At 60.6% G+C, this 15,218-nt stretch carries 15 protein-coding genes; 5 read left to right on the top strand and 10 right to left on the bottom strand.

Annotated elements, in window-relative coordinates; genetic code table 11:
* The first annotated feature begins 13 nt into the window (after positions 1–13).
* From G7Y52_RS03340 to G7Y52_RS03350, 3 genes are all read left to right on the top strand, one after another.
* A complete protein-coding gene (locus G7Y52_RS03340) occupies positions 14–349 on the top strand; it encodes a LysO family transporter (RefSeq protein ID WP_165066032.1) in 336 nt (111 codons plus the stop codon).
* Entirely contained in the window at positions 346–1,059 is a 714-nt protein-coding gene (locus tag G7Y52_RS03345) for a lysine exporter LysO family protein (protein ID WP_241159575.1), read from the top strand. Before G7Y52_RS03340 ends, G7Y52_RS03345 begins: the two co-directional genes overlap by 4 nt.
* Before the next feature lie 399 nt (positions 1,060–1,458).
* Positions 1,459–2,151, top strand: a complete 693-nt coding sequence (locus tag G7Y52_RS03350; protein WP_165066038.1) for a DVU0298 family protein — start codon at positions 1,459–1,461, stop codon at positions 2,149–2,151.
* Positions 2,152–2,554: 403 nt separating this feature from the next.
* On the opposite strand, the gene gap is transcribed toward G7Y52_RS03350, so the two are convergent.
* From gap to G7Y52_RS14850, 9 genes are all read right to left on the bottom strand, one after another.
* Positions 2,555–3,571: a type I glyceraldehyde-3-phosphate dehydrogenase gene (gene gap, locus G7Y52_RS03355; protein ID WP_165066042.1), complete on the bottom strand. Its 1,017-nt coding sequence runs from the start codon at positions 3,569–3,571 to the stop codon at positions 2,555–2,557.
* 232 nt (positions 3,572–3,803) lie between these two features.
* Positions 3,804–4,358 carry a GAF domain-containing protein gene (locus tag G7Y52_RS03360; RefSeq protein WP_165066045.1) on the bottom strand — a complete coding sequence of 185 codons (555 nt, stop codon included), beginning with the start codon at positions 4,356–4,358 and terminating at the stop codon, positions 3,804–3,806.
* 231 nt (positions 4,359–4,589) lie between these two features.
* The gene (locus G7Y52_RS03365) at positions 4,590–4,952 is read right to left on the bottom strand and encodes a polymer-forming cytoskeletal protein (RefSeq protein ID WP_165066048.1); all 363 of its coding nucleotides are present in this window, start codon (positions 4,950–4,952) and stop codon (positions 4,590–4,592) included.
* A 29-nt stretch (positions 4,953–4,981) separates the two neighbouring features.
* On the bottom strand, positions 4,982–6,088 hold the full coding sequence (gene rodA / locus G7Y52_RS03370) for a rod shape-determining protein RodA (RefSeq protein WP_165066083.1): 1,107 nt from the start codon (positions 6,086–6,088) through the stop codon (positions 4,982–4,984).
* Positions 6,089–6,410: 322 nt separating this feature from the next.
* Positions 6,411–8,342 (bottom strand): penicillin-binding protein 2, encoded by a 1,932-nt coding sequence (mrdA, locus tag G7Y52_RS03375; RefSeq protein ID WP_165066052.1) that lies wholly within the window; start codon positions 8,340–8,342, stop codon positions 6,411–6,413.
* A 162-nt stretch (positions 8,343–8,504) separates the two neighbouring features.
* The gene (locus G7Y52_RS03380; RefSeq protein WP_165066055.1) at positions 8,505–8,972 is read right to left on the bottom strand and encodes a hypothetical protein; all 468 of its coding nucleotides are present in this window, start codon (positions 8,970–8,972) and stop codon (positions 8,505–8,507) included.
* A complete protein-coding gene (gene mreC / locus G7Y52_RS03385) occupies positions 8,969–9,865 on the bottom strand; it encodes a rod shape-determining protein MreC (protein ID WP_165066058.1) in 897 nt (298 codons plus the stop codon). The genes G7Y52_RS03380 and mreC overlap by 4 nt, the downstream gene beginning before the upstream one ends.
* Before the next feature lie 100 nt (positions 9,866–9,965).
* Positions 9,966–11,006, bottom strand: coding sequence for a rod shape-determining protein (locus tag G7Y52_RS03390; RefSeq protein WP_165066061.1), 1,041 nt, complete (start codon positions 11,004–11,006; stop codon positions 9,966–9,968).
* Between the two features lie 901 nt (positions 11,007–11,907).
* The gene (locus G7Y52_RS14850) at positions 11,908–12,102 is read right to left on the bottom strand and encodes a hypothetical protein (protein WP_206215178.1); all 195 of its coding nucleotides are present in this window, start codon (positions 12,100–12,102) and stop codon (positions 11,908–11,910) included.
* On the opposite strand from G7Y52_RS14850, the gene G7Y52_RS03395 reads away from it, so the two are divergent.
* Together G7Y52_RS03395 and eno are read left to right on the top strand one after the other, a co-directional pair.
* On the top strand, positions 12,031–12,822 hold the full coding sequence (locus G7Y52_RS03395) for a type III pantothenate kinase (protein ID WP_165066064.1): 792 nt from the start codon (positions 12,031–12,033) through the stop codon (positions 12,820–12,822). The two genes, G7Y52_RS14850 and G7Y52_RS03395, sit on opposite strands and share 72 nt — an antisense overlap.
* Before the next feature lie 130 nt (positions 12,823–12,952).
* The gene (gene eno, locus G7Y52_RS03400; RefSeq protein ID WP_165066067.1) at positions 12,953–14,254 is read left to right on the top strand and encodes a phosphopyruvate hydratase; all 1,302 of its coding nucleotides are present in this window, start codon (positions 12,953–12,955) and stop codon (positions 14,252–14,254) included.
* 729 nt (positions 14,255–14,983) lie between these two features.
* Here eno and G7Y52_RS03405 read toward each other — a convergent pair.
* Positions 14,984–15,218 (bottom strand): transposase (locus G7Y52_RS03405; protein ID WP_206215177.1); only part of this gene is annotated, 235 nt, incomplete at its 5' end.

Here is a 15,218-nt window from a genome sequence, read left to right on the forward strand (position 1 = left end):
GAGTGGACAACACGTGTTCATCGCCATCGGCATCATGTTCCTGGGCCTTTTGCTCGGTTTTCTGTTGCGCGGCCAACGCCTTCTCACCGCGCTCACGCGCTGCGTCACGCCCGCGATCATGCTTTTGCTTTTTTCCCTGGGCGTGGCCGTGGGCGGCAATGAGACCCTGATGCGCAATCTGCCTCTGCTGGGCGGCAAGGCGCTGCTTCTGACCCTGGCGGGCGTTGCCGGATCTCTGGCCTGCGTGGCCGTGATCCGCCGCTGGTTCTGCGATTTGCCGGCAACGCCCTGCCCGCGGGCAGGGCGGAAAAGCGACGGCAAAACACCCCGGCCGCAGCGCGGCCAATGACGCGCCGCCCGCGTCTGCCGCAACAACATTGCCGCGTGCGCGCGGCTTGCAGCCGGGGCGGGGCAACCGCGCCCCCGGGGCGCAATACCGTATTGGGGGCGAAGTTCCGTATGTCCGGCAGCCTGCTGATTCTGGCTTTTTTCGGGGCGGGCATGGCCCTGGCCTGGCTGGGCCTGATTCCACGGTATTTTGTGGAGCATGACGCCACGCTGTATGTACTCTGGCTGCTGATGTTTCTGGTGGGTCTGTCCATCGGCTCGGATCGGCGGCTGGGCGAAATCCTGCGCACCTTGCGCCCGCGCGTGCTGCTTGCCCCGCTTGCCACCACTGTGGGCACATTTGCGGGCGTGGCCCTGGCCGGCATTTTTCTGGCATACAGTCTTGCGGACTGTCTGGCCGTGGGCGCGGGTTTCGCCTATTATTCGCTCTCGTCCATCGTCATCACCCAGTACAAGGGCGCGGAACTGGGCACCGTGGCGCTGATCAGCAACATCATGCGCGAAATTCTGACCCTTTTGCTCACGCCGCTGCTGGTCCGCTTTCTTGGGCCGCTGGCCGCCATCTCCTGCGGCGGAGCCTCGACCATGGATACAACCTTGCCGATCATCACCCGCTACGCGGGTCGGCAATGGATTTTCGTCTCCATTGTGCACGCCCTGATTCTGGATTTCAGCGTGCCCTTCTGGGTGGTTTTTTTCTGCACTCTCTGATCCCGTGACTCTGGCGCTCATCTTCCCGCCTTTTCTGCCAGAGCGGTTTGCTAGAGCATTTTCACTTTGAAAATGCTCTGCTGACGCGAAAGCGGCAGCCGCCGCAACGCGGCGTGCATTCAGGCGAAAACCGCGTTTTTTGCCTGAATGCCACCTTTGACTTTCATAAAAAGTCAAAGGTAATCTGCTCTAATGAAATTAGAGCAGATTGCTTGCGCAGCCACTGCCCGGACGCGGTTTTTTCGCGGCCAGCATTAGAGCGTTTAGCTAATTTTATTAGCAAAACGAACCACCGGCTCCCCTGCCGCATTTTTCTTTGCGCATGCCCCCGCTTGCCAGAAGAGAAAAAAACCATAACTATCAGGCAGACGCCGGTACATCCGGCACGGAGGACGAAGCATGGCCCGAATGCGTTTTGCCAAGCAAAAACTCAGACATGCGTTGCAAAGTCCGCAATGGCAGGAACATCTGGACGACATCGCCCAGCGCGGCCTTGAAAACGTGGGCCCGCTCTTTTCCTGCCTGCTTCTGGGGCCGTTAACCATGCATCGCGCCGCGGTGGCTCTGGGCCGGACAACGGCCTTGCTGGCAACGCGGCAGCCCGAGGCGGCCCGCAATATCATCCGCCGCCTGATGTGGCATCTCAATGAGGACTCCGGCAATACCGGCTGGGGCATACCCGAAGCTTTCGGTGAAATTCTGGCCGCCAGCGAGCCGCTGGCCAAAGAGTATCACCGGGTGCTGGCCTCCTACATCATTGATCTGGGTCGGGATGACAATTATTGCGACAATACTCTGCTGCGGCGCTCCGCCTACTGGGCCATCGGCCGTCTGGCCCGGGCCAGGCCTGAGCTCTGCATGGCTGCGCGGCCCTGGCTGCGCAAAGGGCTGGAGGATGAGGACCTGATCTGCCGGGGCATGGCCGCCTGGGCCCTGGCCCAATTGCCGCCGGATCTGATGGACGCGCCGGGGCTGCGCCGTCTGGCAGAGGCCGGGCATGAGGAAACCTGCGAGCTTTTCGATGGAGAAAATCTTTATGAAAAAAGCGTGAGCCAACTGGCCCTGGAGGCCCTGGAGCATACAGGATCATAGAGCATTTTGCTTTTGAAATTATTCAATTTCAAAAGCGGCGCTGCCATCATTTCGCGTCCAGGCTTCAGCCGTTGCGACGAAGGAAGCTACGGATGAAGACAGCAACTGGTTACTGCGGCAGCCAGTCAACGCAACCGCTGTCGCTATCCGTAAGCAAGCAAAGCTTGCTAACGGCTACCGCAACGCGGTCTGGACGCTCATTCGGCGCGGGCGTCCGCTCCCGCGGCCGCCAGAGCGTTTAGCTAATTTTATTAGCAAAACGCTCTTGAGCAGATTACCTTTGACTTTTTATGAAAGTCAAAGGTGGCATTCAGGCGAAAAACGCGGTTTTCGCCTGAATGTACGCCGCGTTGCGGCGGCTGCCGCTTTCGCGTCAGCAGAGCATTTTCAAAGTGAAATTGCTCTAAAGGCCTTTGTCCTGCATCAGGCAGACCAGATCACAGACCCGGTTGGAATAGCCCCATTCATTGTCATACCAGGCCACGGCCTTGATCAAATGCCCGTCCTGCACCGTGGTGTAGGAAGCCTCCAGGATGGAGGAAGCCGGATTGCCCTTGAAATCCATGGAAACCAGGGCCTTGTCGTTGTATTCCAGAATACCCTTGAGGTAGGTTTCCGAGGCCTGTTTGAGCTTGCCCAGCACGGTTTCGGTATCGGTCTGCTTTTCCAGCATGCCGGAAAAATCCACCACCGAGACCGTGGGCGTGGGCACGCGCAACGAGTAGCCGCTGAACTTGCCCTTGAGCTCGGGAATGACTTTGGCCACAGCCTGGGCCGCGCCCGTGGACGTGGGGATGATGTTGCAGGCCGCGGCGCGCGCCCGGCGCAGATCCTTATGCGCCATGTCCAGAATGCGCTGATCGTTGGTATAGGAGTGGATGGTGACCATATTGCCGATCTGGATGCCGAACTCGCGTTGCAGCACCAGGGCCACCGGGGCCAGGCAGTTGGTGGTGCAGGAGGCGTTGGACACGATATGGTGTTTGGCCGGATCGTACTGCTCCTGATTCACGCCCATGACGATGGTGATATCTTCCTCTTTGGCGGGCGCGGTGATGATCACCTTTTTCGCGCCATTGTCCCGGTGCACGGCGGCCTGCGGCGCAGTGCGGAAAATGCCCGTGCTTTCAATGACCACATCCACGCCGTACTCGCCCCAGGTCAGTTGCTTGGGGTCGCGCTCGGCAAAGCAGTGGATGTTCCAGTCGCCCACAGTCACGTTCTGGCCGTCGACCCTGGCGTCCAAAAAAGCCCGGCCGTAGACCGAGTCATATTCGGCCAGATGGAAGTTGGTCTCCGCGTCGAAGAGATCGTTGACGGCCACCACTTCCACGCGCTCCCTGTAACTTTTGTGCAGGGCGCGGAAAACCTGGCGGCCGATGCGGCCGAAGCCGTTGATGCCCACTTTGACTTTTTTCATATTGCTATCCTCAGCATAAAAAAGGGAAAATTCGGGATTGCCGCGCCGTATGCGCGATGTTTTGCCGGCAGCACGGCAAACGGGTTTTCAGGCGGGAGGGACTCTTTTTGTCCATGCCCGAAAAAAAACGGGTTCCACGCCGCCGGCGGCGAAAAAGGCCACATGCGGTCCAGGCATACATCACCGGCGCGGGCGAAGCCTGCCGCTCCGGCGGGCAAGGGGCCGGGCCTGTTCAGTCTTCGTAGACCGAATAGGCATGTTTGGCCATCAGCTCGTAATTGTTGCGCAGGGCCTCATGCAGACGCGCGTTTTCAATGGCCAGGGCCGAAACGGCGGCCACGGCTTCCATGAAGGTCTCCTCATCCGGGGTGAACTCGCGCTCCACAGCGGAATAGACGCGGATCAGGCCGATGGCCTTGCCGTCAACCATCAGCGGCGCGGAAAGCACGGAAACCAGGCCTTCGGCCTTGGCCGAAGCCGGGTACTGAAAGCGGCCGTCGGCCGCTGCATCCTTGAGATGAATGGTCTTGCCGGCCAGGACCTCGCCGTCCATGCCGCTGCGTTTGATCTCCACCGGGCCTTTGCGCAGGTACGAATCCGAAAGGCCGTAGGCCGCGCTGGGCAGGAGAAAACGCCCGGTGCTGTCCAGCAGCCGGATGGTGCTGGCCTTGCAGCCCATGGTGGCTGCGGTTTGCTCGGTGATTTTATGCAGGACATCCCTGGGTTCCAGGCTGGAATTGATCACCAGCGCCACGTCCCTGAGCGCGCGGAAATAATCTTGTGCCATAAATGTCTCCTTGGGAAAGAGCTGTATGCCGCGCCCGACGCCGGCGCCGGGCGCGCAGTGTTGTCAGCGGGGCAGGGCGGTTACCCGTCCGCCTGCGCCGTGGGCGCGAAGCTCAATCGGCAAGGGAGGCGTCAGGGCCGCAGTCGCTGTATCCAAGGATAGATATACGCTATTTTTTCCAGCCCGGCAATCCGGGGCCAGGCGGACTCCAGGGCTGCCGCACAAGCTGCGTCAGCTCTGCTTCATCCCGGCCGGGCTCTTGGCCTTGCCGGGGTTTTTCATAGTGATTTGCCCGTCAATGACGCCGCCTTCCTCGGTGAGCAGATTGGGCGTCTGCAGGATGCCTTCCAGCACGCCGGAAGAATAGACAACCACCCGGCGCTTGGCCGTGATTTCGCCGGAAAAATGGCCGGAAAGCAGCAGCTCGCCTACTTCGAGCGTCCCATCCACCTGGGCGTCCTTGCCCACGTTCAGGGTGCCGTCGCTCTGAATTTCACCACTGTATTTGCCTTCAATGCGCACCGTGCCCTTGAAGGTGAGTTTGCCCTCATACACGGTATCGGAACCTAGATATGCGATTTCATCTTTGCCCACAATGTTTCTCCGTTGTACGCGTGGTTTTTTCAACTTTTAAACATGAAGCGCCGCATGGACACATTAAGCACAATGCCCAGCAGGGTAAAGTTGACCACAGTGGCGCTGCCGCCATAGCTGATGAAGGGCAGCGGAATGCCCACCACCGGCATCAGCCCGATCACCATGCCCATATTGATGAAAATTTGCCAGAAAAAATAAAAGAAGACCCCCACCACCAGCATACTGCCAAAGCGATCCTTGGCCTGCACGGCTGTGGAAAAAATGGAGAGCAGAAAAAGACAGAACAGGGTGACCAGGGCCACGCAGCCCACAAAGCCCCATTCCTCGCCGAATACGGCCACCGCGAAGTCGGAATGGCGCTCGGGCAGAAAGCGCAGCTGGCTTTGGGTCCCTTCCCGGAAGCCCTTGCCCCAGAGCTGGCCCGAACCGATGGCAATGCGTGACTGGAGGATATGGTAGCCGGTTCCGCGCGGATCATTGCCCGGGTCCAGAAAGGTCAGGATGCGCTGGCGCTGGTAATCGTGCATGCCCACGAACCACATCACAGTCGCCGCGCAAGGCACGGCCAGCAGACAGGTTTTCAGCACATAGCCCCTGATCCCGTGAAAGAGGATCATGCCCCCCAGGATCAGCAGGATCATCAGCGTGGTGCCCAAATCCGGCTGTATAATGATCAAGGCGCAGGGGATCAGGCCCACGCAGAGCACGGCGCTGAAGTCCTTCCAGCCCAGGGGGCGGCCGTCGCGCGCCAGCAGACGCGCGGCCAGCACCAGCACGGCCAGCTTGGCCAGCTCCGAGGGCTGGATGCTCATAAAGCCCAGCGAGATCCAGCGCCTGGCCCCGTACACGGTTTTGCCCGCCAGGGGCACCAGCAGAAGCAGGGCCACGGCCAGCAGAAAAAAGGGCCAGGCCAGATTGCGCAACTGGCGGTAATCGAAACTCATGGCAAGCAGCATAAAGCCCAGGCCACAGACGCCCCAAATCAACTGGCGCTGATAAAAGCCGGAAAAGGCCAGGCCGTCCTCCAGCCGCGTGCCGCTGGCCGAGTAAAGGTTGCCCACGCCCAGAAGATAGAGCAGCAGCATGCAGGCCAGCAAGCCCCAGTTGAGATAGCTGAAAAGACGTTTGTCCATGAAAATGCTTCCGCGGCAAGGCCGCAAAGGATGTTCCCCGAGGCAGTGCCGGTGCAGGTTGCCGTTGCAAACGCTCTTGCGCTGCGGCCCTGCGCCGATGGCCACGGCAAGGCTTAGAGCATTTTCACTTTGAAAATGCTCTGCTGACGCGAAAGCGGCAGCCGCCGCAACGCGGCGTAGATTCAGGCGAAAACCGCGTTTTTCGCCTGAATGCCACCTTTGACTTTCATAAAAAGTCAAAGGTACTCTGCTCTAGAGCGGTTTGCTGTTGAAAACAGCAACCGCTCTGGCGGCCGCTTTCGCCGTCCGCGCCGCTGCCGCGCTACCCGGTCGGGCTCCGGTTTGCCCGGGCGGCCGGCGTGGCGGCGGGCTGCGCCACAGGCGGGCCGGCGTCCGGCCCGAACAGATGCTCGAAAATCTTTTTGGCTATGGGCCCGGCAACGCTTGAGCCGCCGCCGCCGTGCTCCACCATGACCACCACCACATAGGCTTTGCCGTTTTTGGAGCCCCAGGTGGCGATCCAGGCATGGTCGCGCTGGTTGTATTCCATTTCAGAGGAGCGCAGGCGGCGGTCTCCGGCTGCCAGTTTCAGTTTGACCACCTGCGCCGTGCCGGTTTTGCCCCCCATGTCCGCATCCTTGCGGCCCACCACGCGCGCCGTGCCGATGCTGGCCGTTTTGCGCATGGCATTCACCACGAATTGCAAGGTCTCGGGCCTGGTCGGGACACGGCCCCTGACCTCGCGCGGGGCGTCGTTCAAAAGCTGGGGCTTGAGCAGATCCCCGCCGTTGAGCAGGGCCGAAACATAGACCGCGATCTGCACCGGCGTGACTTGCGTGTAGCCCTGCCCGATAGAGACATTATAGGTTTCGCCGCGCACCCAGTCCCTGCCGAAGCGTTGTTTTTTCCACCGGCGGGAAGGCACAAGGCCGGATCTTTCGTGCGGCAGATCAATACCCGTGGGCTTGCCAAAGCCGGAAGCCCTGGCAAATTCTTCAAGCTTGTCGATGCCGAGCCGCTCGGCCATGAGATAAAAATAGACGTCGCACGAGTTGACCAGCGCGTTTTCGAGGTTCATGGCCCCGTGGCCGCCGCGCTTCCAGCAGCGGAAAATCTGGTTGCCCAATTTGATCTGGCCGGGGCAGAACACGGTTTCGCGGGAGCTGATGCCGCGTTCCAGAAACAACGCGGCCATGACCAGCTTCCAGACTGAGCCCGGCGGATACGCGCTCTGGATTACCCGGTTCTGCATGGGAAAGCGGTTGCTGGTGCGCAGCGCGTCCCAGTCGCGCCGGGAAATGCCGGCCGCGAAAAGATTATTGTCATAGGCCGGGGACGTCACCAGGGCGCGCAGCTTGCCCGTATCCGGCTCCATGACCACCACGCAGGCCGCTTCGCCGCCCAGGGCGTCCCAGGCGGCCTGTTGCAGGTCGCGATCCAGCGAAAGGTTCACTTCCCGGCCGCTGTGGGGCTCCTCGCGCAGCATTTTGCCGAGTACCCGGGCGTGCGCGTCCACTTCCACGTCATACAGACCTTTGCGGCCGCGCAGCGTTTTCTCCAGTTCCAGCTCCAGGCCCTGCTTGCCCACCAGATCGCCCATGGCCAGGGCCTCGTCCCTGGCCATTTCCTGCTCGTTGACCTCGGCCACATAGCCCAGAACATGCGCGAAAAGATCTTTTTCCGGATAGCTGCGCTTGGTGCGCACCACGATTTCCAGGCCGGGCCAGGCGTAAATTTCCGATTCGATGCGGGCCACCAGATCAAAGTCGATGTCCGTGATCATCAGGAGCGGTTCAAAGGATTTTACCTTGAAGCGATCCTGCTGGTATTTCTCTCGGATTTGCGCGAGAGGAATGCCGGACCAGGCGCTGATCTGGGCCAGGGCGGCCGGGATGTCGCGGCAGTCCTCGCGTACCAGGGAGAGGCCGTAGGCGGTGCGGTTGTCGGCCAGAACCTTGTCGCGATCATCCAGAATGCGGCCGCGCGGCGCGAAAATACGCTCCTGGCGCAGGCGGTTTTCCTGGGCCTGCCGGGCGAATTCCTCGCCGCGGTGGACCTGAAGGTACCAGAAACGGACCACAAAGAGAAAAAAAAGCAGGCCCACCAGCACCTGCAGCAAAATCACGCCCCCGCGCGGGGGCTGGTAGCCCTCGCTTTCCACCTGGATTTTCAGCCAGGAGCGGATGCCCTGTTTGCGTTCGGGCGCAGCGTCGCCGGAATCGGGCGGGAGCGGTTGCTTAGGGTCAGTCCTCATTAATCCACCTGCTGCAAAGCCGCCTTTTTCCGTCCGGCGGCGTTGCAAGGCCAACATTGACCTTGCGGTATGTTCAATACAGCTTCGCCCAATGTTGGCCTTGCGCCTTGCCGGCCGAAAAAAATCGGCTTTTCGCGGACGGTGTTTTCATGAGGGCTGACCCTAGTTTTCCTCATTATTCGTCCACTGCCGGGTCAGGACCAGAAAACGCCAGGCAAAGGGCAGGAAAAGCGCCTGGATCAGGCTTTTGTCCAGGGTGTCCTGCACGTTGAAGGTCAGGTTCTGCAAGGGGGCCATGAGCCAGGCCACGGCGTAACAGGCCGCGCCCAGACAGGCGGAAAGCAGAAAGACGAAGATGAAATTTTCCACTTCAAACAGCCAGCGCCCCAGTTTGAAAAGCGCGATCACGGCCGCGTACCAGACGATGGCCGCGCCGAAAACCCGCGTGCCCATGCCCTCCTGCAAGAGCACAAAGAGCGGCAGCAGCCAGAGCATATTTTTATAGTCCCGCTCCTGCAGGAGGATGATCAGCCCGGCCGCCAGCACGTCCAGGCCGGGCGCCAGCGCCTGCAAGCCGATGGCCAGGACTATGAAGCCAAACCACCAGACGGTGTTGCGGAATTTGCTCATGGCGTCACGGCGGTTCGGGGCGCGGGCGGTCCCACAAAGGGAGGCGGCGGCCCGGAGGGCTCCGCAGCAGCGGGAACAATGCCTGTGGGCTCCAGCAGGAGCACTTCTTCAAGGTGCTGCAAATCCACCAGAGGCTCGGCGTAGACGGCCATGAACTGGGTGTAGTCCGAGGGGGCCACGCTGAGCACGCGGGCCACGGGAATGCCCTTGGGATACTTGCCATCCAGGCCAGAGGTGATCAGCACCTCGTTTTTTGTGACATCCGCGTCGCGCTGCACGAAATTCACTTCCAGATTCCGTCCCGTGCCCCGGCCCGCCAGAATGCCGGGCGCGCGGCCATCCTGCGAGAAAACCGCAATGCGGCTGCCCGGATCCGTGAGCAGCAGGGCTGTGGCGGTATGGGCGCTGGCCCTGAGCACCCGCCCCACCAGCCCCAGGTGGGTGACCAGCGGCGTGCCCGGGCGCGCGCCCGTGGCATAGCCGCGGCTGATGGTGATGCTGTCCAGCACGGCATTGGGGCCCATGCGCCCGGCCAGAACGCGCGCGCCCAACGGCCGCCAGCTTTCGTCCACCGGCAGTTGGATCAGGGCGCGCAGGCGCTTGAGTTCCGCCAGATCCTCGCCGTGCGCCAGAAGGCGGGATTCCAGCTCCGCCACCCGGGCTTTGAGGCGCTGGTTTTCCTCGCGCACGCCCACCAGGTCAAAATAGCGATCCCAGAAGCCCACGCTCACATCCTGAAGAGAGCGCATGGGCTTGAGCACCGCGCCGGTCAGTTCCAGGCCGAGGCCGGCCGCGAGATCGTCAAGCGTGCGGGTGCGCTGGTTCCAGGAGTACATGCCCAGAAAAAGAATCAGCAGAATGCCCGCGAAGATCAGAATGCGCCGCAATGTCACAGGCGTGTGCCCTCAGGGATCAAAAGCGCGGTATGCGGATAGGGACGACGCCGCGGCGGAATCGGCGCCAACGCAACGTCAGGGGTCGCTTGCAGCACAGCTAATCAATACACACTTCTTTGAGTATGGGCAGATTATCAAGCGCTTTGCCCGTGCCCACCACCACGGTGGAAAGCGGATCGTCAACAACAGTGATGGGCAGGGAAGTTTCTTCGCGCAAGAGTTGATCCAGGCCCTTGAGCAGCGCGCCGCCGCCGGTGAGCACAATGCCGCGATCCACGATGTCCGCGGCCAGTTCCGGCGGGGTCTGCTCCAGGGCGATGCGCACGGCCTGCACAATGCTGTCCACCTGCTCGGAAATGGCCTTGCGCACTTCTTCGGAGGTGATGATGATATTCTGCGGGATGCCGGTGACCAGATCCCGGCCCTTGACCTCGATCTGCTGTTCCGGGTCCAGGGGATAGGCCGAGGCGATCTTGATCTTGATCTCTTCAGCCGAGGACTCGCCGATCAACATATTGTACTTGCGCTTGACGTGGGTCATGATCGCTTCGTCCATCTTGTCCCCGCCCACGCGCACCGAACGCGAGTACACGATGCCGGAAAGGGAGATCACCGCCACTTCCGTGGTGCCGCCGCCGATATCCACCACCATGTTGGAGGTGGGCTCCTGAATGGGCAGATCCGCGCCGATGGCCGCGGCCATCGGCTCCTCAATGAGATAGACCTCGCGCGCTCCGGCGGACTGGGCCGATTCCTTGACTGCGCGCTTTTCCACCTGGGTGATGCCCGTGGGCACGCAAATCATGATTCTGGGGCGCACCAGGCGGCGGGAATTGTGCACTTTGGAAATAAAGTGGCGCAGCATGGCCTCGGTGATTTCAAAATCGGCAATGACGCCGTCTTTCATGGGCCGGATGGCCCAGATGTTGCCCGGCGTCCTGCCGAGCATGCGCTTGGCGTCCTGGCCCACAGCCAGGACCACGTTGTTGCCGCGGGGGTCTTTTTTGACCGCCACCACCGAGGGCTCGCGCAGCACGATGCCCTGCCCCTTGACATAGACGCAGGTATTGGCCGTGCCCAGGTCAATGGCCAGATCATTAGAAAACATCCCCAATGCGAAATCCAGAATTTTGGACATTACTCTTGTTTGCCTCACTGTGCTGGTGTGCGTCTGTTTCCGGCCTGTTCAAACAAGGGCCGGAACAGACGCCTGCGCATCCCGATCCGCGGCGTTGCGGACAAATCGCGGCGGCGCTCCGTTGCTGCATCCGCACTTTGTATGGTCCGCCACACGGACGGCCCCGCCGGCGTGCGGCGCGCCATCGGCGTGAACCGGCATTGGCGGCGCCGGCGCGGAATCGTTCTGGTTGCTTGACTGAAAACTGTTGGGCCAAAACGTGGTTGAAGTCAAGGTATCGGGCAAGGGGTTCAAAATCTTTGTCCCGGTCCCTTCAGCCGCCGTGGGCCTGAAAGGCGCGGTATCATGCCGCGCCGGCATGTTCGGGACGCCTGTTTTTCTCGCATGCGCGGCCTGCGCGTGCAAAAAATTCCACGTGACGCGGCCGCGGCGTGCCCCCGCCGCCACGGCCCGCTTCCGGCGCGGGCTGCGCGCCCTGCAAGGCGGGGGGCCGGTTCCGGCCCCCCGCGCGCGGGCTTTCAGCGGGCTGCGCAGTGCAAGGCCCGGCGGCGAAAATACAGGGCTGCCGCCCCTTGCCGCCGGCACATGGGCTACCCGCAATCCTTTTTCTATACCTGTGGCTTACCTGCCCGTCTGCAAATTTTGCTCCAAAGCGTGAGGAGTCTGCCGGAGCGCCGGAGCGAGCGTTTCAAAAGCAAAACGCTCTCCTGTTATGCGTTACATGGAATCCGCCTGCGCAAACGGCCGCTCCGATCCGGCCGGGACAGGGCAGACGTGTCTAGATGTTAAGTTCAATAATTTTGCTATGTTATCATAAAGTCTGGGAAGAGCCGCTTCGGCGGCGGAGCCGCACTTCGCTCCCACGAAGCCTGCGGCTTCGGGCGATGCTGTAGCATCGCCGTCAGGGCTGCCGCACAAGATGCGTCAGCCCTGACGGTCGGGAAAGCCGCGCTTGCTTCCATGCCGCGAATCCGGCATACTTTTCCGGCGAGCCAAGATCTTTCTGGCCATTGCGGAGCGTGGTATGCAGCCGGAACTCCTGCTCTTCGATATAGGAAATACCTCCATCAAGATTGGCCTTGCCAATGAACGGCATGTGCTGACCTCATATACGTTGCGTACTGATGCCGGGCAGACCGCGGACGGTCTGGGGCTCATGCTGCTGTCCGTATTGCGGCATGCCAGGGTGAAGCCTGCCTCTCTCAAGGCCTGCGTGGCCTCCTCCGTGGTGCCGGGTTTTGACCCCTTGTTGCGCGAGGCCGTGGCCCGCTATATGGATTGCCCCCTGTACTGCGTCGGGGAGGATCTTCCCATCCCCCTGGAGAATCGTTACGAGCGCCCCTCGGAAGTGGGGGCCGACCGCCTGGTGGGGGCCTTTGCCGCGCGCAGACTCTGCCCGGAGGCCGCCTCGCTGATCGTGGTGGATTTCGGCACGGCCGTCACCTTTGACTGCGTGAGCGGCGAGGCCTATCTGGGGGGCCTGATTTTTCCCGGTCCCCTTACGGCTCTGGCCGCGCTTTCGCGCGAGGCGGCCAAGCTGCCCCGGGTCAACCTGGACATCCGCGCGCAGGAGCCGTCGCCGGGGCGCGACACGGTCACCAGTATCCAGCACGGCCTGGTTTTCGGCTTTGTCTGCATGGTGGAGGGCCTGACGCAACGCTTGCGGCGGCAGTTGCAGGGCCGGACAAAGGTGCTGGCCACAGGCGGTTTCGCCCCGGCCATCGCCAGAGTGAGCTCTGTTTTTGATCAGGTGCTGCCCGCCCTGCTTCTGGAAGGGCTGCGTCGTCTGTATTACGAGAGACGTGACAGCCTTTGAATTTTTTGGGGCGGCACAGCCGCCGGAAACGAGCCAGAAACCACGTTTTTTGGCGAAGTGATTGAAAATGGATATTTTCAATCAAAAAATGCTTCAGGAACAAAAAAACACTCAAGGCAAAGGAGCCCACATGAGCATCATCGCCTCTGTATTCGGCCGTGAAATATTGGATTCGCGCGGCAATCCCACAGTGGAAGTGGAAGTGAGCCTGGAGTCCGGGCAGAGCGCGCGCGCCGCCGTGCCTTCCGGGGCCTCCACCGGCAGCCGCGAAGCTCTGGAAATGCGCGACGGTGATAAAAAACGTTACGGCGGCAAGGGCGTGACCAAGGCCGTGGAGCATGTCAATGGCGAGATCGCCGACGCGCTCGTGGGCCAGGACGTGCTGCGCCAGGTGCAGATCGACAACTGCCTCATCGATCTGGACGGCACGGACAACAAGTCCCGCCTGGGCGCCAACGCCATGCTGGGCGCTTCCATGGCCTGCGCGCGCGCGGCTGCCTCCTGCCTGGGCCTGCCCCTTTACAACTATCTGGGGGGCGTCAACGCCAAGGTGCTGCCCGCGCCCATGATGAACATCATCAACGGCGGCGCGCACGCGCCCAACAATCTGGATATCCAGGAATTCATGATCATGCCCGTGGGCGCCATGACCTTTCGCGATTCCCTGCGCATGGGCGCGGAAATTTTTCATACCCTCCAGGCCATCCTGAAAGCCGACGGTCTTGTGACCAGCGTGGGCGACGAGGGCGGTTTCGCCCCCAACCTCAAAAACCATGATCAGGCCTTTGCCTATATCATCAAGGCCATTGAAGAGGCGGGCTACAATCCCGGCGGCGAAGTGGCCCTGGCCATTGACGCGGCGGCCTCGGAATTTTACGAGGACGGCAAATATGTGCTCAAGGGCGAGGGCAAAACCTTCAGCAATGCGGAGATGGTCGAATGGCTCGCCGGGTTCACCCGCAAATATCCCCTGATCTCCATTGAGGACGGCATGGCCGAAAGCGACTGGGACGGCTGGGGCATGCTCACTGCCAGCCTCGGGGAGAGCACCCAGCTTGTGGGCGACGATGTTTTTGTGACCAATCCCTCGATCCTGGCCGAAGGCATTGCCGAAGGCGTGGGCAACTCCATTCTGATCAAGCTGAATCAGATCGGCACGGTCACCGAAACCCTGGATACCATTGAAATGGCCAAGGAAGCGGCCTACACCACCGTGATCTCGCACCGTTCCGGCGAGACGGAAGACAGCTTCATCGCGGATCTGGCTGTGGGCGTCAATGCCGGACAGATTAAAACCGGCTCGCTCTGCCGTTCCGAGCGCATGGCCAAGTATAACCAGCTGCTGCGCATTGAGGAGGAACTGGGCGACGAGGCCGAGTTCTTCGGCCCCATGCTCGCCGAGTATTACTCACTGGGCAATGCCGAAGAGTAAACGGCCCGGCCCCGGGAGCGCTGCACAGCGGCCCGGCGTTGCAATGGTTTAGCGCGGTTTGATAATGAAACTATCCAAACCGCTCTGGCGACAGCGGTTTCGTTGCATGTTTTTTGTGGTAACTGATTGCTGTCTCCATCCGTAGCTTCCTTCATCGCAACGGCTGAAGCCTGGACGCGAAATGATGGCAGCGAAGTGATTGAAAATGGATATTTTCAATCAAAAAATGCTCTAAGGCTCTTGTGCCTCCCACAGTGAAAAGGCCGTCCGCTGAGCGCGGGCGGCCTTTTCAAAAGTCCGGCCGGATATGACGTTCTGCCGCGCGCCGCACAACGTCTGTGAGATACATGCAGCCAAGGCCTTTTTTCCGCCAGTCCGGATTGAGAGCATGCTCCGCCATAAGCCTTAGAGCGGTTTAGCTAGAGCAGATTACCTTTGACTTTTTATGAAAGTCAAAGGTAATCTGCTCTAGTTGCGCTGCCCGACCTTTTCCTTCCAGATGGCCTTGCCGTCAAGCAGGGTTTGCCTGGGCGTCCGTCCGCTGCGCATCTTGCCCTGGCGGCGATGCGACAGCATCGCCCGAAGCCGCAGGCTTCGTGGGAGCGAAGCGCGGCTGTGCCGCCGAAGAAGTCATGAAAAAACCTGAAGGGAGCCGCTCGGCTGAAGAAACAAAAAAGCCGCGCGCGGCGGCTTGAAAGGCTTTCAGATGTGGATTAGAGCATTTTGCTTTTAACTTTTTACATAGCCACAGGATTTAAACCATCCTTCAGCGTCTTTTTGTGTGATACAACTTAATGCTTTTCCAATGGATTTGTACAGTTCATCACATGTTTTTGATTTCATACCCCGAAGTAATTGTTTCACTTTGCTCCACATCTTTTCAATGGGATTTAAATCCGGGCTGTATTCTGGAAGGAAAATATACTTGCAGCCTTTTTCCGTTATCAACTTTTGGGCTGTTTTT

The organism is Desulfovibrio sp. ZJ200, from assembly GCF_011039095.1.
Taxonomy (GTDB): domain Bacteria; phylum Desulfobacterota; class Desulfovibrionia; order Desulfovibrionales; family Desulfovibrionaceae; genus Desulfovibrio.

Bases quoted from the DNA above. Each gene is read 5' to 3' on its own strand.
- G7Y52_RS03345 (WP_241159575.1), top strand. From the start codon at position 346: ATGACGCGCCGCCCGCGTCTGCCGCAACAACATTGCCGCGTGCGCGCG.
- G7Y52_RS03350 (WP_165066038.1), top strand. From the start codon at position 1,459: ATGGCCCGAATGCGTTTTGCCAAGCAAAAACTCAGACATGCGTTGCAA.
- gap (WP_165066042.1), bottom strand. From the start codon at position 3,571: ATGAAAAAAGTCAAAGTGGGCATCAACGGCTTCGGCCGCATCGGCCGC.
- G7Y52_RS03360 (WP_165066045.1), bottom strand. From the start codon at position 4,358: ATGGCACAAGATTATTTCCGCGCGCTCAGGGACGTGGCGCTGGTGATC.
- rodA (WP_165066083.1), bottom strand. From the start codon at position 6,088: ATGGACAAACGTCTTTTCAGCTATCTCAACTGGGGCTTGCTGGCCTGC.
- mrdA (WP_165066052.1), bottom strand. From the start codon at position 8,342: ATGAGGACTGACCCTAAGCAACCGCTCCCGCCCGATTCCGGCGACGCT.
- G7Y52_RS03380 (WP_165066055.1), bottom strand. From the start codon at position 8,972: ATGAGCAAATTCCGCAACACCGTCTGGTGGTTTGGCTTCATAGTCCTG.
- G7Y52_RS03390 (WP_165066061.1), bottom strand. From the start codon at position 11,006: ATGTCCAAAATTCTGGATTTCGCATTGGGGATGTTTTCTAATGATCTG.
- G7Y52_RS03395 (WP_165066064.1), top strand. From the start codon at position 12,031: ATGCAGCCGGAACTCCTGCTCTTCGATATAGGAAATACCTCCATCAAG.
- G7Y52_RS14850 (WP_206215178.1), bottom strand. From the start codon at position 12,102: ATGCCGTTCATTGGCAAGGCCAATCTTGATGGAGGTATTTCCTATATC.
- eno (WP_165066067.1), top strand. From the start codon at position 12,953: ATGAGCATCATCGCCTCTGTATTCGGCCGTGAAATATTGGATTCGCGC.